Source organism: Arenibacter sp. F26102 (genome assembly GCF_023015865.1).
Lineage (GTDB): Bacteria > Bacteroidota > Bacteroidia > Flavobacteriales > Flavobacteriaceae > Arenibacter.
On the sequence record NZ_JALKBC010000009.1, the window covers coordinates 34,389 to 58,732 of the forward strand.

Genomic DNA, 24,344 nt, shown 5'->3' on the forward strand with positions numbered 1-24,344 from the left:
TTTTGGCGCCTTCAAAGTCCAATTTCTTGTTCCGATTTTAGAACATATACCTTAAAACAAAGTTTAAAAAATGAAACTAAGATCTACAATGCTTTTTTTGGGCACCTTACTTATGCTTTCGTGTGGAGGCAAGCAAGAAACAAAAAAAGAACCTATTTCCGAGGAAAAAAACCAACCGAATATCATTTTCATATTTGCCGATGATTGGGGATATGCAGATTTGGGAATCCATGGAAGTAGCTTTTGCAAAACCCCCAACCTGGATAAAATGGCTGCCGAAGGCATCGATTTTCAGAACTTTTCCGTGGTTAATCCTGTTTGTTCACCCAGCAGGGTGGCGGTAATGACAGGGCAATACCCTGCAAGACACAGTGTACATGGGCATTTTGCTTCCGTAGAATCACATATTAACAGAAATATGCCTGATTGGCTGAACCCCCAAGCCCCCTTACTTCCCAAAATGTTAAAGGAAGCAGGATATTCCACGGCCCATTTTGGTAAATGGCATTTGTCCAATACCCATGTTGAAGATGCACCTTCTCCATTGGAATACGGATACGATGAGTATGGTGCATTTAATTTGCCGAGCAACTTACATCAAATGCATGCGGATTCTACCTTATATAAAACTATTGATTTTGTAAAGCGCCATAAGGATAAGCCATTTTTTGTAAATGCTTGGATTCATGCAACGCATACTCCGCATTACCCTAAGGATGAGTTCATGCAACAATTTGCTCATTTAGGCGAACAGCAACAGGTGTATGCAGCTGTTGTGGCCGAGTATGATGCCCGTATTGGGGAATTGTTTACCACTCTTAAAACTTTGGGAATCGATGATAATACTCTGGTTATTTTCTCATCCGATAATGGTCCCGAAATAACCGGTAAAAATAAAATAACAGAGGATAATTCTACCGGACCTGGTTTAGGAACCTATTATTCCGTTGGGGAGACTGGTGAACTTAAAGGACGTAAGCGTTCCCTTTTCGCAGGAGGTGTGCGTATCCCGTTTGTGGTGCGCTGGCCCAGTAAAGTGCCAGCAGGAAGGATTGATAATACTACCGACCTGGCCGCCGTAGATTTACTGCCAACATTTTTGGATCTGGCTGGGGCAAGCTATCCAGAGAATTACCAACCTGATGGTGAGAGTATTGTTTCTGCTATGACGGGCAACACTTTTAACCGACAAAAGCCAATTTATTGGGATTGGCGTTTTTCGAGCGACAGAACGGATTTTTGGCCCAGTGCAGCTGTTCAAGAGGGCAACTGGAAACTTTTGACCAACGATAAACTAGGAAGGACAGAACTATATAATATAGGTTTGGATTGGGCGGAGCAGAAGGATGTGTCTGCTGAAAATCCTGATAAACATAAGGAATTATTGGGAAAGCTAAAGACTTTTCAAGAAACCCTACCTAAATCGGCTCCAGAAAATAGTTTTTCAAAAGCAAGAACGACCCTTATTACTGGAGAATAGATGAGGATTACCAAGCACTGAAGAAGACAATGCATTTTTTTTATAGAGTGATAGACTGAATTTACACAAAGGATTTTTCGTTGCAATGTTTTTCGGGGAATAGGTCCTATTTTGCAGCCGCCAAGCTGAATACCTGAAAATTATCTATGGTCATATGGTTATTTACCGTTCTAAAGCCAAAGTGCCCGCTGGTGTATGGTGAGGGGTCCTGAAAGTCGATGATCAGATTCCCATCCCTATAATACTGTATGATGCCTTTATAAGCGATGATTTTTATTTTAGTAAGTTGATTGGGCTGGATAAGAAATTTAGGGTGTACCAAATCATGCTCTGGCAGAAGGGGCCTATCCCCGGTTCCCGTATAGCGTCTGAATCGGGTTTTGGTATTATCGTGTCCGCCAACCCCCATATAATAAAGCCTCAGACTGTCATAATTGCTGAATTTACCTCCACGTTTTTTTGAATTTGCAAAAAGATCATTGGGATTTTCAAGGTCTTTGGCCATCCAAAAACAATTAAGATCTGAAACACGGTCCTGGGGTCCGCCCTGGTCTATTACATAGGCATCATATTGGATCATAATAGGGCCTTCCAGTTGTTTTTTGAACCAAATGGTACAACCGGACACATCGGTAATTTCCAGTTTTCCATCAGTGTTGGTAACGATACCTCCGGGCATCTGCTCCACATTCCAATTATCCAGGCCGTATTTGAAATTATCTTTATAGAGCAATGTTGCTTTCACGATAAGGGTATCGTTAATCACCATATCCTTTACTTTTTGGGGATAGGCTTCCGAGAGCAACATAATCAGCAAAATTGATAGTATGGTTTGTTTCATAAAATTTTATAGTTATCGGTTTTATGCTCTAAATATTTTGGAATTATTTGTGCGTCAACATTCCAAGGAAGCCTATTGTTCAACTAGGATTTTAGATATTACAAACTAAAAGGAACATCATGGGATACAATTTGTTCTAATAATAGTGCCCACAGAGGTTTCTTAATGCCACGTAATTTTAGCTTTCTTCGTCTCAGTGTTGACCCAAACACTTGCATGCTCAAATTCACGTGTAAAAATCCATCCATCAGGTTTTTCACGTTTAAAGGCTCCTTTTGGGCTTCCAAGTGGTTTTTTTAAGGCCGGATAATCCACTAGATTGCCATCCTTTAAATTCCAACCCCAATTCCATTGAAAATACGAATAAGGTTGTGCCCCAATAAGGAAACAAGCATGGTAATATTCCAATTGATCTTTAGATCTTTTTTCAATTCCATCTGTTTTTGTGGCTCCAATTGTTATATCGTTTCGACCCTTTCCTTTAGCACCGAAACGATAAATTGATATTTTTCCCGCCTTGGCAATTCTAATCATATCGTCCCATTCTTTAAGTAGATTTTCCTTATTGGTAACTGTTGCATTATAATGCTCAAACATAAAAGCATCACAGTAGGGAAAAACATCTTTTGTGGTGGCCGCATTGTTACCGACCAATATTTTATCGGGACCCATTTGTTCTTTCAATGCGGCCATCATTTCTCCTTTGGCTTTGGCTAATTCGGTTAAGTCGTCCATAGGGTAATCTGCATTTTCGTCAACATTCATACGATCAATAAATATACCATCTGCACCTGAAATTTTAACCCCTTCAACAGCCGATGCTACCCACCATTTACGAAATTCAGGATTTAAAGCATCAAAATAGTACGAAAATGCAGGCCCATTGGTTTTTTCCAAGAGTTTCCCGGTCTTTGGATCAACGGCCAAAAACTTGGCCATTTCTTTGTTTTTGGCGATGCCTTCAGGGGTAATATCCTTATTGAATTGCGTAAAGGGCCATGCAACGTAGGAATTGTAATAGAATAATATTTTAGACTCAGGTTTTAATTTATGAAACGCTTCCACTTCGTGCTTTGTTCCAAGGACAGCGTCACCAAGCATGTTGAATGCATGTGATTTTTCTATGCATATAAAATCTGTTCTTTCTGCAATAAATTTAACCTCTTCCGGTAACAAAACCCGGTCAATATCACCAAAATGATAGTACATAGGTGTTGTTTCCCAACTGAATTTTGGAAAATAGGCCTTTGTTTTAAAATTGGAACCATCACTTATAGTCAATGATGATTTTTGTTGCCCATAAGAAAACAAGCTGAGTGCAAGGAAGCAACACGCTACGCTTAGGGTTTTAATTAATTGAATCCGAAATAGCTCTTCTTTTTTCATCTTAGTTAAATTATTCCAATACAATTTTACGCAATGCCCCGGCATTGAATTTGTTTACTGAATTTTTGTGGGTGATAGTCACAGCTACCTCGTTATGTAATTGAAGTTGGCCTTCTTTAAACTCCAGTACCACATTAGTTACTTCAGGAGCTGAAATAGTATATCCTTTGGCAGTAACTTCTTTTCCATTACCTATAAAAATTATCCAATCCCCGTTCTTTTCGCTAGCTATCAATGAATAGGTGGCATCGGTTGTTACCTCTTTGTATTTTACATTTTGATGGTTGGCTGAAGAAAAAACCAAATCTTCACGGCCCGATTTATGGGTAATGTTAAGACCCACAAATTCCGTATTTCCATTTTCGTCTTCAAAACTTGAAATCTTTTCAATACTTTTTCCTTCGGTCGAGGTAAAAGGTTCGTAAACAGAAACGAATGGATATTCCCAAGCCGGCCCATGTTGTCTTGCTGCAAAGGTTAAATAGGGTGCCTTGTCAACGTCATAGGGCAAGCCATGGTCTCCCTTAAAAGCTTTGTTGGGAGGTGATTTGATGGAGAACACTTCACGGCCTTCGGTTCCTTTCATCCATAAATTCATATAAATATCCTCATCCCCTTCCGGCATATCTATCTTCCATTCCGCCTGATAATCATCTTCAAGCTTTACCGATTTTTTATCCCACATATAATCCAAAGAATACAGGTGGCCACCGGCAAAAGCCATTTCTTCACTTGGAGCAAGTTCTAAAGAACTCCCATCGGCATCCATGATTTTCATGCTCTGCCCCAGATTGTGGTAATAATAATCGTGGAATTTATCGCCCTTGCGTTGTTTTTTTGAACGGAAAATATCGATATAATAGCCCGTTTCTTCTCCAGTTTTTACAATACTCACCAATCGTGATTGGTCACTACGGGTTTCAGGCTCCAAAAAATAAACATCAGAATAGGTAATGTCCGGATAATAACCTTCTTTTTGTCCGGATTTAGGGTATTGACCCATGAGATCAAAAGCATGGTAACTCAACATTTCGGTATAGGAAGATACGCCATCGACCATCACCGTATTATGAGCTGGAAACTGCGAGTAGTACTCTAAATAAATCGGTTGTAGATATCCTGCGCCTTTTCCGGGGTCGGCACCTTGTACAAAACCCTTTCCGTACAGTTCCAAGTTTATTCCGTTGGCATGCATATGGTTGCCCAAAGAGGCGTTCAAAGAAGCCATCATACCATTTTTACCGGTCCCCATGCGCTGTACATGCCAACTTACATTGGGGGCGTAAAATGTTTGGGTGATATAATCCTCTAAATCGCCTTTTTTATACTTCGGATTGATCTCTAAGGGTTTGCTCGCAAAAAACGAACTTATATCTACCCTAGGTCGTCTGTTTTGTTCGGTCCGTTCACTATCCGACAACACGCTATACAAAGCGGTAAAGTCTTCTTCGAGTTCTTTATTCTTGTTTTTCTGGGCAATACGTATCATATCGCTTATGGGCTCTGTGCTTAATGGGCCATAGTAGCTATCCCCAAAAGCTACCGTCTGCCCGTTGGGAAATAAATATTGTGGTAACATTTTAACCGCCTTTTCCATTACCGGCAAATAAGGCAATATGTTGTGGTTAAAGGTGTTGTTAAAGTCCTCAATAAAATTCGTAAGGTCTTTGGTGACCCCTATGGAATATCCTGGACATTCTGCCCAGACCCCGTTATCTTTATCATAACCATAATCCATAAATTTAGTTAGTGACCATTGTCGAGCTGAGGTAACATTTAGTATATAATCGATGTAATATTCACGGCCTTTTTTGTCGTCATAAAACTTGTTATCCTGCAACACCATAGCTGCTTTTAAAATAACCTTGGCCTGATGAAGGTTCCAATTGTTTTGAGGTACACCATTTTTAATGATTTGATCCGTCCATCGCTTGATGGTGGTATCGTACATGTTTATGTGCTGTGGATAATTTTCTTCTATATACGGATGTAAAAAATCATAAAGTTCGGCTATATCGATGAGCACATTTTCATGGATTACCTGAAAATTGGTAAAGCCCACCAACGTTTGAATGTGGCCATTTAGCTGGTCAATGGGTTCGCTTCTATACGACATGCCCTCCATATAGGTATGAAAAACATCGAACGAAAATTTAGCATATTCCTTCTCATTTACCAGCCAATGGACGAAGGCTGCATCTCGGGCAAGGCCAATTATTTCTTCATTAATGGAATAAACAATACGGCCGGTTTTGGACTGTTGAGCCCATTCAAAAGGACTGCCCTCTTTGGACCGGTTAGGCAAATACAACCCTCTAGGGTCATCCATATACGGCAAAATATCTTCCAGTTTTGGCTTTCCATAGGGTGTGGTATAATCCCTTGATCCCACAAAACGCACCGTCGGAACCGGGGCCTCTCCATCGGCGTGTGAATAGTTAATACCCTCAACATAAATGTTCTTCGCCTTGGTTTTCCAGTGCATTTGTAGTCGGGAAACCATCCACTCCGGATCTGTAACATGGCGTTTTACATGCTTGTCTATGCGCTTTTTTATACCCTGTAAAACCTCTTTTGCCCACAGCTCTTTTTGAATGGTTTTCTGCAAATCCTTTTTCCCCGATTCCGTGATATATAGCCGTGGATACCCTTGTACTAAATTGGATGGCAAGGGAATTTCAGAACTATCTTGCGCCCTGGCCAAAGAAGATAGCAGACATAAACCAAAGGCAAGAACACATGTTTTTGCTGTATTTGTAATAGCGCTATAAGTTTTTTTAAACATGCTAGTTCTAGTGTTTATAATAAGATCTAATTAATAATGGCACATAGATAATAGTGGTTTATCGCAATTCCAATCTAATTACACTTACCGATTGGTCCGGTGCTTCTTTTGGCAGTTTTAGCACAGTACCATTAGCTATTTTGTTGGTGCTGATTTCGGTTTCGGATGCCACCAATAAAGTAGCCTTTTTTAATTTAATGTTTTTATGGATAACCAATTGGCCATCCTCAGGCCAATCAAAAACATGGGCATAGACTATTCCATCTTTTTTAGTATACCTGCCCCATTCGGGCATATCGTATGGACTGGCCGTGGCGCCATAAATTGCTTCCCCGTTGGCATCGGTCCATTCTCCCATGGCCTTTAACCTCCTAATACTTTGGGCAGGAAACCTCCCATATCCATCAGGACCTATGTTTAACAAGAAATTGCCGCCCTTGGAAACAATATCGACCAATTTTTGAATAAGGTCTTCACTGGTTTTCCACTTGGTATCATCCGGTTTATAACCCCATGTACCATTCATGGTCATACAGGATTCCCAATCTTCGTCGATTCCGGTAGCCGGAATTTCCTGTTCAGGAGTACCAAAATCCCCAGCAAAATTGCCTTCCATATCCATACCTTCCATTCCCTTGCGGCCTTTGTCGACCCTATTATTGATTATGGTGTTAGGTTGTAACTCCCTAATGAAACTATACATCTCTTTGCCCATTTCTGTGGTATAATCGGCAATCCAATCCCCATCAAACCAAACCACGTCAATATCCCCATAATTGGTCAACAACTCTTTTACCTGTGGTTTTAGATAGTTTTTATAATACTCCGGAAATTCAGGATTAATTACGGTCTGGTCTTTTTGCCCGGCATTGTAGTTGGGGAATAGATTTCCCTGTGCCTGCGGATGGTGCCAATCTACAATAGAGTGATATACTCCAAATTTAATTCCTTGTTTTCTTGATGCTTCTGCCAATTCCTTAATAATATCACGTTTGAATGGAGCGGTATCCATAATATCGTAATCCGACACTTTTGAATCCCACAAAGAAAAACCATCATGGTGTTTCGTGGTAATTACAATATACTTCATTCCGGCATCCTTGGCCATTTTTACCCAATCATCCGCGTTGAATAATTGGGGATCGAACATTCTGGGAAATTTTTCATATTCCTCAATAGTATAATCCAATTTGTCCATTGCCCATTCGGCACCGCCCCCGGCAATTTGGTCTCCGCGTTCGCCGCCGATTATGGAGTATGCTCCCCAGTGAAGGAACATGCCAAATTTGGCATCACGCCACCATTCCATACGTTCGTCATCGGACAATTTTTTTATGTCGGATGTATTCTGGGAATAACCAGTATTAATTGTTGCCATTAATGCTATGATGGCGACTATAGATTTTTTAAAAGTTTTCATTTTCAATGGTTTAATTTTATGTATTATTTCAATATAGTTTCTTGTAGTTCCTCCAAGGTTTTTCCTTTGGTTTCAGGCATCATAAAAATTACGAACAATAATTGTAGGACCATCATGGCTGCAAAAAACAAAAACACATATCCGGGACTGGAAAGACCGGCCATGGCCAAAGGCATAAAAAGGGTTATTAAGGCGGCTAGGACCCAATGGGTAGAACTACCAAAAGATTGCCCCTGAGCCCTTACCTCTGTTGGAAATATCTCTGATATGAACACCCAAATTACGGAACCCTGTCCAATAGCGTGGGCGGCTATAAACAGGAATAAAAAGATAGGCACCATTATTCCCTCCCAATCCAATATAAAGGCCATAGCTACTAAGGACAAGGAAATAATATATCCAAAGGAACCAATGTACATCAATGTTTTTCTTCCAAGCTTGTCAATTAGGTAAAGGCCTAAAAGGGTAAACAACAGATTGGTCACACCAATTCCAATACTGCTCAATAAGGAAGCACTTGCTTCCAAACCTGCAGATTCAAATATTCTAGGGGCATAGTATAGAAATGCATTTATGCCCGAGAGTTGGTTGAATAAAGCGATTAAAAAGGCCAGGATTAACGGAAATCGGTATTTTTTGTCGAAAAGATGTTTCTTGGGCTTTTGGGTAGGCTCGGGAGTTGACCATAAGGTCAGGTCCATTTCAGTACCGGTAAGTTCCAGGTATATTTCTTTAGCCTTTACTACATCCCCTTTTCTATCCAATAACCAGCGGGGACTTTTTGGGACACGGGCAATAGCTATGACATAAATTAATGCGGGAAGGGCTTCTATACCAACCATCCATCGCCATGGTTGTATACCTACATCTTTCAATAAATAATTGGAAATAAAGGCGATTAAGATGCCCAATACAATGTTTAACTGGTAAAGCACTACCAATTTTCCCCGATTTTTAGCGGGAGCTATTTCCGAAACATAGGTGGGTGCGGCCACTGTGGAAGCCCCAACCCCAAGTCCGCCCAAAAAGCGGAAGAATGAGAACGTATAGGGGTCGGATGCAAGGCCGGAACCCAAGGCCGATATAAAATACAGTACCCCGATCCAAAATAGAGTATTTTTTCTCCCTATCCCATTACAGGGTATGTGTGCAAATATGGCGCCGATCACAGTTCCCCATAATGCCATGGACATCACAAAGGTACCATGGAACAAATCGGAGGTTTTCCATAAATTCTGTAATTGTTGGTCGGCTCCTGAAATAACCACGGTGTCAAAACCAAAAAGGAATCCGGCCATGGCCACCACAAAAGCGGTATATAATAGTTTAGTGTTCATAAGTTTGGTTTTGTACCTTAATCTTTTGGTTTGATATCGGTTGATAGGGGTTTGGTTAAAGAATTACCAGCCTTTAGTTTTTTTAACCTTAGCAATGCTTCCACGTAATAGTAATCTGCGTAGTTGATGGAATAATCAATTTCGCTGCCATTAGGCTTATGGCCTGTGGAATGCAGTAAAAATGCCGAATTTTTATCTTTGCTTTGGTAGTTATCGGATAGTTCTACAAGCATTTTTTCGGCTTTATCCGCATAATTTTTTGCCAGAATTGAATCTTTGGTGAAGGTAGAAAGTTCCAAAAGCGCTGATGAAACCAAGGCCGCTGCGGAGGCATCCCTTGGTTCGTTGGGGATGTTTGGCGCATTAAAATCCCAATAGGGAATAAGATCATTCGGTAGGTGTTCCAGATATACTTTGGCAGTTTTTTGTGCTTGATCCAGATACTTGGCATCACCCGTTTCCCTATATACCATGGTGTAACCATAAATGGCCCATCCCTGTCCGCGGGCCCACATACTATCGTCGGCATATCCTTGATGTGTAACCCCTTTTATTTTTTCCCCTGTTTCCCGGTCGTATACTACTACATGATACGAGGTGTAATCTGGTCTAAAATGATTTTTCATTGTTACATCGGCATGGCTTACCGCAATATCATATAAGGATTTATCACCTCCATTTTTTGACGCCCAGAACAAAAGTTCCAAGTTGATCATGTTGTCCATAATGGTATTGTGCTGAGGCCATTCCATATTGGGTACTTCGCGGGGCCAAGAAAGGATTGTTCCCACTTTTGGATTGAACAATGTAGCCAAGGTGTCTGCGGTTTTAAGTATAATTTCCTTGTATTCAGGATTGCCAGTTAGCCTATATCCATTTCCAAAACTGTTGAAAACCTGAAAGCCAAGATCATGATCTAGGGCAGGAGTAACCGAAAGAGGGGTAAGATACCTGCTGAAGGAGTCGGCTTGTTCTTTCCATTTTGCACTATTGGTATTTTCATATAGATACCACAGGGTTCCTGGCCAAAATCCGCTTGTCCAATCCTTGTAGTTTATAAAACGCCATTCCTGACTTTCCGGAGCAATATTTCTAGGAATACTCTTATTATCGTTCGGTATGAGGGTTAAAGTCTTGGTAGCCTGCTGTTCACAATATGCCAGTTGCTTATCTATATCAAAGGTAGGGTTATTGCTTTTTTGAGGTTTCTTATTGCCGCAACCAATGGCAAGGGATATCAAAACTAAGGAAGTTAAAACTTGTAATTTATTTGTCATTATTTAATGGTTAGTCATTTGTGATGTTCAGTTAATATGTGTTTCCCATTCGGTCACGACCTTGGGATATTTATACACCTATTGTAATTATTGTTTTAATTTTTTGGCCATTGGTAAATCGGGAGTTTTTTGTTTAATTATTCTTTTATTGATAGATCTAAAGGGTTGGCAATAATTTTGGCTTGTTGTGATAGAATGTTATCCCAGTCTTCAACCTTTGAAATCTGTCCGCTTTTTGCCCAGGAAAACCCGGCATAATAAGTCAAACTACCTTTGGGTTTGGCGATGACCAACAAATTGCTTTGATCTGTTATTTTGCTTTCGCGCACAAAGGCTGTATCTACGACCGAAGTGTCAATTACAATGCCTTCGCCCAAATAGGTGCCGTCCATGGTCTCCCAATAACGGAACCAACCCTCGTTCTCGTTGAGTTTGGCTTCCCCTTCGTTTTCATGAAGCGTAATGCCTATTGCGATATTGGGGACTTCTTTTTCAGGTGACAAAACAATTTCAAATTTTGAAAAGTTGCTTCCTAGGTCCAAACTTATTCTTTTGGTTTCCCTCAGGCCATATTCGCTCCAAGGGGCATAATCCAGTTCAAATACTGTACGAAGAGGTCCGTCTGCTATGGTCCTGGCTTCGGTAAAATTTTGGGAAACATATATGCTGTCGTTTTTATAGATGCCAATTCCCCCGGTACCCCTACTTCCGCCTACATGGTAGGGGTCGTATCCTTCTCCGTGATCTATGTGGTAGTAACCGGGTGTTTTTAAGTGTTCGGAATACCACTTATTAATTACTGACTGTTTTGTTCGTTTTAGCCAAAGATCAATTCCACTGGAAAGCGTACTGCCCGGTACACCTTCCAAAGCCTCTTTCTGACCAGTTGGTCCGTAAGTGCGGAAGGCTACTTTGTCGTTTTCCCAAGTATAATCGTCCGTCCGCTCAGGTACCAATCGGGAATATGCAACAACATCAGATTCTTGGGCCATTTTGGTACTATCCAAGGTAATAATGTATTTGGATACTGAATTGGCAGCCACTTCGGCCTCAAACAACAATTCATCGTCAGTGCCATCTTGATCGTAATCGATCCATTGGGTTCTCTGATAGTCATTGGAATCTTCTTTACGGATTCTAAGGTGTTCCTTTTTTTCGTTTTCCAGAAAATTTTTCAATTTTTGGGTGGATAATGAAACCACTTCTGCACGGGGAATATTAAGCCCATTTTTGACCTGTAAAGTCAATTTTTCTTTTTCAGTTGGATTACTACAGGAAACGGCAACCATAGCTACCAACAAATAGCCCTTTATCAATAATGTTCCAATGCTTATTTTCATATATCTCATTGTCTTTGTTCTATTTATAGAACCTTGGTTCCATGGAGTGCCATCATCCGAGGTTCTCGTTTATTACATTATTAGCTGTTGGGGACATGCACATAAATATCAAGTACAAGTTTAGCCAGAATGTGAATTGGATAACATAAAATATAGTTCAAAGGGTATAAATTATGATTCTTTATGGCTATTTCCCCCCTACTTACAAAACAGTGGCTCTTTTTGGTAAACTATCAGCTTTTTTTTGTGCTTACTCCGCTTTTTTTTGACTTTAAAGAAACCATTCCTATTACTTGTAAAAGGGACAGTAATTTCAATTGGGATATTTTACTCATCGGGTTAATATTGATTATTTTTTAGTGATATGAATAACAAAACCATTGTTGCTTTTCAGGTCTATATTTAATTTTGAATTGTAGGTGACATCAATTTCTTCAATTTTAACTTGAGTTCTGGTTTTAACCGTTTCATCATCTGTATACACTTTGGCTTTATATGTAGTAGCAGACTCTAAAAATGAAAAATTCAGTTCTACTTGCCGTGCAGTTTTGCCATTAATACCTCCCACGAACCAATCATTCCCTTTTCTACGGGCTATCACACCAATTTCTCCAATTTCAGCTTGCAATACCTTTGTTTCGTCCCAAGTTGTTGGCACATTATTGAAGAACTCCAACTCCGGCTCATTTCCAATGGTCTTGGTATCGCCCCAAAGCCCATCGTCTTTAACCGGGGCTGCCGGAGCTTTATCGTACCAGTATAAAAACTGCAGCGGACTAAAAATGCATACCGTTTTCGCTAATTGAGATGCCTGCGAGCCCATTTTATCCACACGTGTGTTATAATAGCACACCGTATTATCGGCAGCTCCTGCCAACATTCTGGTAAACATAGTAATTAACGTATGTTCATTGGGTACGGTTTCCTCGTCGCCACGAATACCTTCTTGGGTCAGCAGATTGGGATAGGTTCTAGAAAAGCCCGTGGGTCTATATTCATCGTGCACATCTACAACCATTTCAAACTCGGCCGCTTTTTTTATGGCTTCGTGCATCCAGGTAGTTGCATCTTGGTCTCCCACCCGCACAAAGCCAAATTTAATCCCAGAAACACCCCATTTTTTAAACAATGGTAATATCTCGTCCAATTGTTTTTCCAAAGATCTACGGTTTACATATAGCATAACCTTAACGCCATTTTCTTTGGCATACTTACAGATTGCCTCAATGTCAAACGGACCTTTAGAGCGTTTGGGGTCTAAAGTAACCGTTGTGGCATCGGAAGCATTGTCCATCTCGTTGCCATACCATCCGGCATCAAAATGCACATATTGCATATTATGGCTGGCTACAAAATCGATGGCAGCGAAACCGCCTTGAGTGGTTAAGGTGCTTTCACGAAGTACCTTTCCAGGAGTAATCCATGATTCGTCTTCAATTTCCGTAGGAGGATTTAAATTTTGAATTATGTAATTATTTTCAAGTAATTGTCCATAACTACTTCCAATCATGACTACACGCCATGGTGATTGAAAAGGTAGTTTTTTATGCACCTTGGCGCCTTCAATTTTACTTTCGCCAATCACAGCTCCCGTTATGGTGTCTTGTTTTTGCTCCCCTGCTTTACCATCAAGCGAAGAAACTATACTGTATTTGGATGAGTTGCCTTTATTAAAACTCAATCGGCCATAATCTACCAATCCTGCTTCCGCTAAGGCAATTTTTATACTATCACCAATTTCAATCAACAATGGACGGTCTGCCCCTTCTTGTAACTCCGTTATGGGAATTTTTCTGTATTCCCCTTGCGCCGTAAGTACTCCTTTTTCACGTTTTGGGGTGGACCAAACCGGAAAATCTTCAGAAAAATTGTAGTGTACATTTTCACTTAAACCTATTTCTTCCAATCCCTTTTGCTCAGGAATTTCATAAGCGAAAGCAATCCCCTCATCGTAAGCTCTTGCTATTATATTGACTTTCGCCTCACCCTGTCTTAAATGTATTTTTGTTTGATTGTAATGATTTGGAATGGTACTCAATTCACTAAACCTTGAATTCCAATGAGCGTTTTCCGAAGTATTTTCTATTTTTTCTACAGAGATTTTTCCTGAAAAATGCAATTCTTCTGAAAGTAATTCCAAAACTGAGGTTTGAATAACTTCCTTGTTATCATAGTAGACCGAAAAAGTAAGGTCGTTTTGATTTTCATCGTCCAAAAACACTATTTTTTTTGATCCGTCCGGTGAGGTCAATGCAATGACTTCTGTTTGTTTACAACTACTGAAACTTAATAATAGTAAGAGTGCTACCCTACACTTTTTTAAAAATGGGTTCATTAATTTATTGTTTTTAGTTCAATTGAAATATTTTGAAAATTTGTTGGGGGTACTTTAAACTGTACTACTTTTTTACCGTTTATATTTTTTCTTGCGCCTTGCAACTCTTTAAATCCGATATTTAATACCACCTTGCCTTCTTTATAGTTGTCAGGTACGGTCAATAAAATTGCGTCGTTACAAGTTAACTTTAATTGCTGCCCTGTAACCAAGGTGGCCGAGCTCGATTTTTTTCCTAGTATTTCAATAGTATAACCATCAAAACCCATTTCTTTTCCAGCCCCAATAAAAAGTGTTGCAGAATTGCCATCTTTGGTCAACACCCCAAAGGTTCCTGTAAATTCAATTGATTTATGTTGATACGAATCATAGACCTCGGAAGAAAACACATAATCCGTTCTATCTGTTTTACTATCAATTTGTAGTCCCACAAAACTTGGCTTATCATTAGCGACCGCAAATGGTTTTACCGCTGTAATGGTTGCTGGTTCTTTGGTAGTAGAAGGCTCGTAAACGGTAACAAAAGGTCTTTTCCAAGCTTCGCCATATTGCCTAACCACGGTGGTCAGTAATGGTGCTTTCTCTATTTTTTCTGGAAGTATGTTTCTGAAGGCCTCGGAATGGGGCGATTTTGCTTTAAAAAGTTCTCGGTTTTCGTTCCCGTTCATCCACATATTCATCTTTATGTTCTCTTCGTTAATAGAAAGATTGTATGTTGCCTTAAACGGACTATCTATTCTTGCGGATGACTCATCAAACATATAATCATATGCTTTTATGTTGCCCAATTTTGAGTTTAATTTTGATGAAGGCTTTAATATTAATGGTTGATTATCCTCAGTTGTGAAGTGTAATTCTTGCCCCAAATTATGGTAGAAATAGTCATGATAATCAGCATTATTGGCTTTTGTTCTAGATCTAAAAATATCAATATAGTAGCCTGTCTTCTCTCCTGTCCTAACAATAGCCATTACCCGGTTTTGATCAGATTTGGTGCTGGGTTCGTTGAAATAAAGATCGGAAAACCCAATATAAGGGTAGTACCCGGTCTTCCTCTCGCTCTGCGGGTATAGGTTATTCACCTGAAAAGGGTAATAGCTCCGCATTTTTTCGTATTCCGATTTTCCATTTACGGAAACCGTGTTGTGGGCAGGAAATTGGGAATAGTATTCGCGATAATCGGGCTGAAAATAACTGGAGCCCCTACCGCCTTCAGGTCCCAGGATATAGCCTTTGCCATATAGTTCCATGGCCATACCGTTGGAATGCGCATGGTTTCCCAAGGATGCTACCTGTGATATCATTAGGCCGTGTTCGGGGTCGTGGCCGTTTCGCATGGTCAGCCAACTAACGTTAGGTGCATAAAAGGTTTGGGTCATAAAATGATCTTGCTTTGCAGCTGAGATGCCCGTATCCAACACTACTTCCGTATTAAATAGAAAATCTAAAAACGGATCTTTTCTCCTTTTTTCCTTAAGCATGTCCTGCTTGCCGTTGAGCATATACAACATGGAAGTAAATTTCTCCTCTTGCTGGGATTTACCAAACATTTGGGCATTGGCCACTAGATCCATAAAGGGTTCTGATTCCAAGGTTCCATAGTGCGAGTCGCCAAAGGCCACTATATGTTTGTTGGGGAACAAATACTGCGGCATGACCTCCACTGCTTTTGGAATTATGGGCATGGCCGGCATAATATCTACCCCAACGGCTTCTTGGATTATCCTTGCCATATGGGTATACCCCTTGGCAACACTTAGGGCATAGCCGGCACTTTCATTCCAAACTCCATTATCCTGATCGTAACCATAGGCCAAAACATCGGCAACCGACCATTGTCTGGCTTCTGTCTCGTTAAATACGCGATGCAGGTAGTATTGACAGCCCTTGCCGCCTTCATAGTCCTTATCATCATCCAAAGCCAGAGCCAGTTGTATTACAAAATTAGCCTGATGGAGGTTCCAGTTATTATCGGGGACCCCATTTTTTATGATTATTTCAGCCAATTTTTTTAGAGACCCTGTATATATGGAAACCATAGGCTTTTTCTTCTCCTGAATATAATCGTAGAGAAATCCATAGGTTTCCGCCAGTTCGTCCACAATGTTTTCTTTGATGACCTGGAAAGATGTGAGACCAATGATTCGCTGTACATTCCCATGCTGAAGATCTACAACCTCTTTCCTGTAATACAACCCCTGCATGTACACATCAAAAAGATGGGCCGCTAATTGGGCATAATCTTCATCGCGCTCAATAAAGTACACGATGGCCGCATTGCGGGCTATTTTCATGATGTTCTCATTGGTGTTTTCTATAATCCTTCCTGTTTTGGATGGGGGCACCCATTCCCAATCATTTGTATTTTTGTTTTGTAAATACAAGCCTCTTTTGTCCTCCAAATAGGGTTTTATATCCTGTAGCTGGGGAGTTTTATAGGCCGTAACATAATCTCTCTGCCCTGTAAACCTTACAGTAGGTACCGGGGCACGACCTGTGGCGTGGGAATAAAATTCCCCCTCCACGAACACATCGGTGGCATGCGATTTCCAATACATTTGAAAACGGGAAGACAACCACTCCGGATTCTTCTTATATTGGTCCACATACTTTATTAGTCCACTTTTAAATGCCGTATAGGCCGACTTAATTTCTTCTGAATTTTCAATTTTCTGTAGGATGTTGTCCTTGTTTAAATGAGGGACCAACATTCGAGGATGCGCCCTTTCTATGGAATCAGGAAAAAGGAATTGTGCAAATGCCCATTCACAATTACATAGGAAGACGATCGTAGCAAAAACAAAAATTTTATTTCTCATATATATTTTATTTGCTGTCCTGCTTCCTTTCCCAAATGTGACTATCGTTTAAAAGGGCTTTATATTCCTGGCGAAGCTCTTTTTTCAGCTGTTCAAGAATCACAGGATGTTTTGTTGAAAGGTCCTGTGTTTCCGCTATATCCTGTTTTAGGTTATACAGGACAAAATCGGTAAGCGTTGCATTTTTCACCAAAGCCTCGTTGCCGCGATGTACATTTAGGATTTTAGGGAGATACCCATCTTCGTTCTTCAGTCGGGCCATTATTTTCCAATCACCACTGCGCATGGCGATTACATGTTGGTTAAGTGCATTGTAAAAACCCCATAGCAAGGGTTTGCTTCGTGCAACAGATCCCGTGTTTAATAATGACGTGATCGTTTGACCATCCAATTCCTTCTTTGGTAAACTAGCCCCGGCCAATTCCGAAAAAGTGGGTAAAAAATCCAAAGCCGAAACTACTGCATCCGAAGTTCCGATATAGGTCTCCTTGCCCAACCAATTTATAATACAGGGCACTCTAAAGCCCGCTTCGTTGGTCCATAATTTCATTCCTTTTAAATTGCCGGGGGAACCATAGGAACGTTTTGCCCGGTTATACCTCAACAGCGTTTCAGGGCCGTTGTCCGAGGTAAATACTACAAGGGTGTTTTTATCCAAGCCGTTATTTTTTAAATAGGCCATTAATCTGCCAACAGCAATATCTACGTTTTCTACATTTGCGAAATATTCCGCTTCTTCAAGCGTATCAGTAAATTGAAGGTATTTTTCTACCAAGTCTTCCGGTGATGCGATAGGTTCGTGGGGCTCATGAAAGGCAACCTCCAGAAAGAAAGGATTGTCCCCCTTTTTTTTGTCGAGCCAATGTATAGCCTCATCAACGATAAGCTGACTGCTAAATCCTTCCAATTTGCCCACCTCGGCTCCATTACGGACAAAGTTTTTTGGATCTTTATGACTGGGAGACGCATTGTTATGGGTAGCAAACCAGTGTTGGAAACCAAAGTGGTCCGGTTGTGGCTGTTCTTCGGAATTGAACAAAGAACTGCCGTGCCACTTACCTACCAAACAAGTGCTATATCCAGCAGAATTAAGTAGCTGAGGAATGGTTTCTTCATCGGCTTGCAAATGAACCAGATCCTTTAGATCGTCCCTTTCCTTATGACCGCCAACAATAAAATCGTACAAGCCTGCCCTATTCGGGCTTCTACCCGTTAATAACCCTACCCTTGAAGGGGAACATACGGGAGCGGCGGAATAAAAATTAGTAAGCTTTATTCCAGTCTCGGCCAAATTATCAAGGTTGGGTGTTTTAATAATAGGGTGGCCATAGGAGGAAAGGTCCCCATAACCTAGATCGTCGCAAAGCAGCACAATAATGTTGGGCCGGGACTTGTCAACTACCTTCACGGAATTGGGGGTAGATTTGCACGATGTTACTATCAGGGAACATAACCCCAAAACAAATACAAAAATTCTCATATAATAAAGTTTAAATTTCTCCATAGTTGGAAGCCTCGTATTTCATTTTTCTTTGGCAATAACTAATGGTGCAAAAAGCAAAATTCCGTTGTTTAAGGCCTATTATTTCTACAGTGTTGTGTTCATAATAGAACTGGACTTTCTTGTATTACAATTTTAGTTAGAGTTTTATTAAGTAATCATAAAGTATGGTTCAAAGGGTATAAATTATGATTCTTTATGCACTTATTTGCCCTATTGGCAGGCCTTTTTACAGGGTCAAAAAATTATTCTTCCATTTACTTGCCAATATTCAGCATCCTTAAATACGGTTTAGAATAAAACCTTTACAACCTCATAGATTCCTCGAGAACACTAATAAAATATACACTATTGATGCATCGGTACAATCCGTGATGAGTTAAGTGCATTTTTATAAGCTGATCAAGGGTTGATTTTGGGGGCACTTTTAAATTATAAAAATGGGGATGATTTTACACTAATGAACATTTCAGGGTAATGATTTTGCCTATTTAGACGGTAAAGGAGTGATAATTTATACCCTTTGAGCCATAATTTAAACCTTGGTCCTAGAATTATTTTTAACATTGCCTTAACAAATATTAACGCCAAGAACGTGGTATTAATTTGTTGGCAAATTCATTCACAATTAACCAATAAACAACCATTTAAATGAAACTTTTATGATTACTGAAAAAAACAAACAATTTAGTTTAAAGTATGTTACCGGATTTATGGTAATAGTAGGGTTATTGCTCAGTGGATCAACTGGGTTAATGGCAGCCGGCACAAATAGTGTTTTGGGGGTACCAATTTTAGAATTGGACAAGGATCAGGAGTTGACCATCACCGGTACGGTGACCAGCTCCGAAGACGGGATGCCAATTCCGGCGGTCAATGTAATAGTAAAGGGTACCAATAGTGGTACCACCTCAGATTTTGATGGAAATTATGCCATTACCGTTCCCTCGAGTAATAGTGTACTTGTGTTTTCCTCCATGGGTTATACTACCAAAGAAATGGTGGTAGGATCCAATAAGGTAATAAACATATCATTGGATACCGATGTAAGTGCTCTTGATGAGGTAGTAGTAGTAGGTTATGGTTCGGCAAAAAAGGAAACGCTAACAGGTTCTATTGAGCAGGTTAAAGCTGAAGCCTTTGAAGATTTGGCAGTAGGAAGTCCAGCTTTGGCACTACAGGGTAGAACACCCGGTCTGGTTGTTACTCGAACATCGTCAAGACCAGGCGACGAAGGGGTTAATTTTCTTATTAGAGGAGCCTCTTCTATAAATGGCATAGACCCCCTTATTGTTATAGACGGTATTCCTGCTATAAATTCATCCTCTTTTAATGATATGAACCCTAATGATATTGAAAGTATCAGTGTATTAAAAGGTGGTTCTGCATCTGTATACGGTTCTCGTGCCGCTGGTGGTGTAATTTTAGTAACCACTAAAAAAGGAAAAGGAGATGTTAAGGTAGATATAAGTACAATTACTCGAATGGGTACTATAGGGATTCGCCCACCATCACCAACTATGTCTCAATATGGACAACTTTATGCAGCGGCAGCTCGCGAAGATTTAGCTTCTGGAAAACCTCCTCGTTATTTCTTTTGGAGCGACCTTGAAACTGTAGATAGAATAGCAGCTGGAGAAGAAGGGTATTACGATTTACCCATAAATGGTAGAATATGGTTGGGTAATGCGCCCCGATTTGATGAAATGTTCGGGAACTCATATTCTAGCCAACATAATATAAGTGTATCTGGAGGTACTGAAAAAAGTAATTTCCGTATCTCTGCGGGTTATGATGAAAATGTTGGTGGTTTGAAAGTAGCAGATGATAGTGCTGATAGATATAATTTCTCTATAAATTATGGTGTTGATATAAGTAATAAACTAAGTCTAAATACCAATATAAGCTATTTACATAATAAATTTTCTGGACCAACATCGGGTTTGGCAAGGGAGGCAGCTACATGGGATGCACCTTTATTCCCGACTTATAACCCCGATGGACAATATTACGCAAATTTTGGGGGTGTTAATATTACAGGTGATAGAAATGCCATAGCACAGGTTAAAGATGGAGGCCGGGAAAATAAGGCCGTTGAGCAGTTAAAAATAGCTGCACAGGCTACCTATAAATTTACTGACAATTTAAATTTTATAGGATCATATGCCATTAGTAGACAAAACAGCGAATATCAAGCATATGCGGTTTCAGTACCTCTTTATAGTTGGGACGGAGGTTTCTCCAATAATATAAATAATACAAGTTATATTCAAGAAGGAACTGGACCAGATGGAAAGGATGGCAACATTACCTATAAGAACTATAAAGGTGCTTTGAATTATACGAATAGCTTTGGAGATCATAATATTTCTGGTTTATTGGCAATAGAAGCAGAGAAAAATGAACTAAATGAGTATAACATTAGGAGAAATGGCTTTGTTGATTATGGTGTATACGATATTGACTTAGGCGCTACAGATCAACTTGTTACAACTTCAGGAGGTGGTAATACATGGGGCTTTTTCGGATATATCGGACGTGTAAATTATGATTATAAAGGAAAATATCTATTGGAATTCCAAGGTAGACGAGATGGATCTTCAAGATTTGCAAAAGGTGCCAAATGGTCTAACTACGGTAGTGTATCCGGTGGTTGGGTTTTAAGTGCGGAAGAATTTCTTAATGATAGCGACATCGTATCATTCTTAAAAATAAGAGGTGGTTATGGCGAATTAGGTAGTACTTCCGGTATTGGTAATTTTGGGTATTTATCAACTGTTGGCTTTGGTACTACTGTTTTTGGTGAAACAAACGCAAATCAACAAGCAACTTCAAGAGCCAGTAGTTTATTTAGTAGTACTACAACATGGGAACGTATTGTTTCAAAAGAGATTGGTTTGGACTTTAGATTATTTAATAACAAAGTATTCGGTTCATTAGACCTTTATCAGAAAGACAATGTAGGGATGCTTGTTAGAGGTATTACCCCAGATGTGCTAGGAACAGCGACTCCGTTTACCAATATAGGTACCTTGGAAACTAAAGGTTGGGAAGCTATGTTGGGTTGGCAAGGTAAAGTGGGTGATTTGGACTTCACTATAAGTGCTAATATGAGTGATTCCAGAAATGAAATTACTGAATATGATGGGGCTCAAACAATTTTTGAAAACCTAAATGATACTGATAGATCTAGAAACATCTTAGGAAAACCAATCAACTCGTTTTATTTATGGGAAACTGATGGTTATTTTGATTCTCAAGCTCAAGTTGACGCTTATTATGCCAGTCTTAACCCAGGAGGCATATTGCCATCACAAAGCTCAAATGATGCCTTGCGACCAGGAGATATGATTGTTGTAGATTCCAACGGGGATGGTAACCTTGATAATGATGATTTAACGTACAAAGGGGATGCTGCTCCACATTATGTCTACGGATTGAATTTTGATTTTAAATACAAGAATTTTGATGTAAGCGCATTTTTCCAGGGGGCTCTTGATCATCAAATATATAGGGAAGGTTATTTTGCACAACCTTTTCAAGCAGAATGGCAGAACCAATCCAATACGTGGTTAGGCAGAACATGGACGGAAGATAACCGTAATGCTGAGTTTCCTAGGTTAACTACCCAACGTGGACTATCTAGATGGAACTATAGAAGTAAGGACCACATTTTACAAAATAATAGATATGTGAGATTAAAATCGCTTATTGTGGGATATAACTTTAAAGGATTACAAATCGGAAATACACCTATTAATACAGTGCGTATTTATTTCTCAGGAAATGACTTGTTTGAGTCTACCAGTGTAAAAGATGGATATGACCCCGAATTTCAGCGTAGTTCTAATAACAGCGCCTATCCATTCATGCGTACATGGGCCTTAGGTTTAAAAGTATCCCTTTAAGGTTTAGCTATTTAATATTTTAAATTAAAAAACATTCAAATGAAAAAATTAATATATAAAGTACTACCATGTGTTATGGTACTCTTTGCATCATGTGCAGACGAATTTATAGATTTAGCACCGCCAGCATCCATCACGGATGAAGTTTATTATACCGAAGCGGAGCATTTTTTAACAGGCTCCAACAGGTTTTATACAAACTTAATAGGATGGAGGGACCAAGGAGTATATGCAGATCACGGTTCCGATTTGGTCGGGTATACCGAAGACAGTGAGATGCAGGAATATAGTAGGGGAGACACTCAGGCGCCAGAAGCTGATGATTATTATTCAGACGCTTATTCGGCTATTAGAGATATGAACCTTTTACTTGCACGAGCTGAGACTTATGATGGAGAAGGAACTATTGGAGAATATGTGGCAGCAACTAAATTTCATAGAGCTTGGCAGTATTTCTTTTTAGTACAGCGTTTTGGAGGAGTTACTTTGGTTACTCAACCTCTAGATGTTGATTCTGAAGAATTATATGGGACACGCAATAGTAGATATGAAGTTGTTGCTCAAATAATAGCCGACTTGGATGATGCTATAGCCGGGTTACCTTCAGAACAGGAAATTAGCTCTTCTGATAAAGGAAAGATTAGTAAATGGGCTGCCATGGCTTTTAAAGCAGAAGTTCTATTACATGAAGCAACTTGGATGAAATATGTAGGTGATAGTACGGATGGTGATGGTATTAGCACGGGAGCTGGCAGCGCTGGGTTCGATACTGGTAAAATAAACGCCTATTTACAGGAAGTTGCAACCTTAACGAAAACAGTTATGGATCAAGGCGGTTATGAGCTTTGGGATAATAACGATGTTCTTGATAATTTGAGTTCAAATTTCTTATTCAATCTGGAAGACGGTGGGTCTAACCCTGCTGGATTGGACAAGGCATCCAATAAGGAATTTATTTTTTACGGGAAATACGATTTTACTTTTAGACAGGCTGGCACACTAGTAAGTCATGTTTTTGAAGGAAGGGTAAAGCCCAGTAGAAAAATGATGGATATGTTTTTATCCAGTGATGGATTACCTATTGATCAGTCTCCATTGTTTCAGGGATATGCAAATACAGAAGATGAATTCCAAAACAGGGATTTAAGAATGAGAGCTTATTTTACCTATCATAAAAATCTTGGTGAGATACCTGAAACTGGCGACGTGCTTTTAAATGGAACAAATAATTTCGGTTACTTCAATTCTAAGTTTATGAGTTGGAATTGGGGAACGGATATTGCCTATAGGGCAACAACTACCGAAGCCTATGACATACCCTTTTTACGCCTTGCCGAAGTATATTTAATGTATGCCGAGGCTTTGTACGAGTTGAATGGAAGTCTAACTGATGCTGAAATGAACGAATCTATAAATTTAGTTAAAGCTAGGGCTGGATTGCCACCTATTAGCAATACTTTTTTAACGGCTAACGGCATGGATATAGGTACAGAAATTCGTAGAGAACGTACCATTGAGCTTTATGCGGAGAGTGCAACAAGGTTTAATGACTTAAAACGATGGGGTATTGCTGAGGAAGAATTAGGTGAAACCATTTATGGCGCTGTTATAGAAGGTACTGCTTATGAAGGAAACACAGCTTTATATAATCCGGCTGCATATGGTTTCGGAGAAGCAACCACCACAACGGGAGTTGGCAATAGAAGATGTCTCATAGTACAGCCGGCATCAATTCGCAACTTTACCAGAAAAAATTACTTATTCCCTATACCTACATCCCAGACGGGTTTAAATGATAAGTTACTTCAAAACCCCGGGTATTAAAATAATTAGTTGAGTTAGTTAGTTGAAAGGGCGGTCATGATTAAAATCATGGCCGCTTTTTTATTTATGGAAATGGAGGGGAAAATATCCT

At 39.8% G+C, this 24,344-nt stretch carries 13 protein-coding genes; 3 read left to right on the top strand and 10 right to left on the bottom strand.

Translation table 11 applies throughout. From position 1 onward, the window contains the following. Positions 1 to 70 precede the first annotated feature (70 nt). Positions 71 to 1,480 (top strand): sulfatase-like hydrolase/transferase, encoded by a 1,410-nt coding sequence (locus MWU78_RS13760; protein WP_246998661.1) that lies wholly within the window; start codon positions 71 to 73, stop codon positions 1,478 to 1,480. 106 nt (positions 1,481 to 1,586) lie between these two features. Here the strand turns inward: MWU78_RS13760 and MWU78_RS13765 are convergent, their stop codons facing one another. The 10 genes from MWU78_RS13765 to MWU78_RS13810 all read right to left on the bottom strand — a co-directional run bounded on the left by MWU78_RS13765 (position 1,587) and on the right by MWU78_RS13810 (position 18,500). Next, positions 1,587 to 2,321: a DUF6250 domain-containing protein gene (locus MWU78_RS13765; protein ID WP_246998663.1), complete on the bottom strand. Its 735-nt coding sequence runs from the start codon at positions 2,319 to 2,321 to the stop codon at positions 1,587 to 1,589. 162 nt (positions 2,322 to 2,483) lie between these two features. Next, entirely contained in the window at positions 2,484 to 3,707 is a 1,224-nt protein-coding gene (locus tag MWU78_RS13770) for a putative glycoside hydrolase (RefSeq protein ID WP_246998665.1), read from the bottom strand. A 10-nt stretch (positions 3,708 to 3,717) separates the two neighbouring features. Continuing rightward, positions 3,718 to 6,492: a hypothetical protein gene (locus MWU78_RS13775; protein WP_246998666.1), complete on the bottom strand. Its 2,775-nt coding sequence runs from the start codon at positions 6,490 to 6,492 to the stop codon at positions 3,718 to 3,720. A 58-nt stretch (positions 6,493 to 6,550) separates the two neighbouring features. Further along, positions 6,551 to 7,912, bottom strand: coding sequence for an alpha-L-fucosidase (locus tag MWU78_RS13780; RefSeq protein WP_246998668.1), 1,362 nt, complete (start codon positions 7,910 to 7,912; stop codon positions 6,551 to 6,553). Between the two features lie 23 nt (positions 7,913 to 7,935). Next, positions 7,936 to 9,249: a sugar porter family MFS transporter gene (locus tag MWU78_RS13785; RefSeq protein WP_246998671.1), complete on the bottom strand. Its 1,314-nt coding sequence runs from the start codon at positions 9,247 to 9,249 to the stop codon at positions 7,936 to 7,938. 17 nt (positions 9,250 to 9,266) lie between these two features. Further along, positions 9,267 to 10,526 carry a glycoside hydrolase family 88 protein gene (locus MWU78_RS13790; RefSeq protein ID WP_246998673.1) on the bottom strand — a complete coding sequence of 420 codons (1,260 nt, stop codon included), beginning with the start codon at positions 10,524 to 10,526 and terminating at the stop codon, positions 9,267 to 9,269. 137 nt (positions 10,527 to 10,663) lie between these two features. Further along, positions 10,664 to 11,866, bottom strand: a complete 1,203-nt coding sequence (locus MWU78_RS13795; RefSeq protein ID WP_246998675.1) for a DUF4861 family protein — start codon at positions 11,864 to 11,866, stop codon at positions 10,664 to 10,666. 349 nt (positions 11,867 to 12,215) lie between these two features. Next, positions 12,216 to 14,201 carry a glycoside hydrolase family 97 protein gene (locus MWU78_RS13800; protein WP_246998676.1) on the bottom strand — a complete coding sequence of 662 codons (1,986 nt, stop codon included), beginning with the start codon at positions 14,199 to 14,201 and terminating at the stop codon, positions 12,216 to 12,218. Next, positions 14,201 to 17,020, bottom strand: coding sequence for a heparinase II/III family protein (locus MWU78_RS13805; protein WP_246998678.1), 2,820 nt, complete (start codon positions 17,018 to 17,020; stop codon positions 14,201 to 14,203). Before MWU78_RS13805 ends, MWU78_RS13800 begins: the two co-directional genes overlap by 1 nt. A gap of 7 nt (positions 17,021 to 17,027) precedes the next feature. Next, on the bottom strand, positions 17,028 to 18,500 hold the full coding sequence (locus MWU78_RS13810) for a sulfatase-like hydrolase/transferase (protein WP_246998680.1): 1,473 nt from the start codon (positions 18,498 to 18,500) through the stop codon (positions 17,028 to 17,030). A gap of 683 nt (positions 18,501 to 19,183) precedes the next feature. Between MWU78_RS13810 and MWU78_RS13815 the strand changes: the two genes are divergently transcribed. Both MWU78_RS13815 and MWU78_RS13820 read left to right on the top strand, forming a co-directional pair. Then, positions 19,184 to 22,429: a TonB-dependent receptor gene (locus MWU78_RS13815; RefSeq protein ID WP_246998681.1), complete on the top strand. Its 3,246-nt coding sequence runs from the start codon at positions 19,184 to 19,186 to the stop codon at positions 22,427 to 22,429. 39 nt (positions 22,430 to 22,468) lie between these two features. After that, positions 22,469 to 24,253 (top strand): RagB/SusD family nutrient uptake outer membrane protein, encoded by a 1,785-nt coding sequence (locus MWU78_RS13820; RefSeq protein WP_246998683.1) that lies wholly within the window; start codon positions 22,469 to 22,471, stop codon positions 24,251 to 24,253. The last annotated feature ends 91 nt before the right edge of the window (positions 24,254 to 24,344 follow it).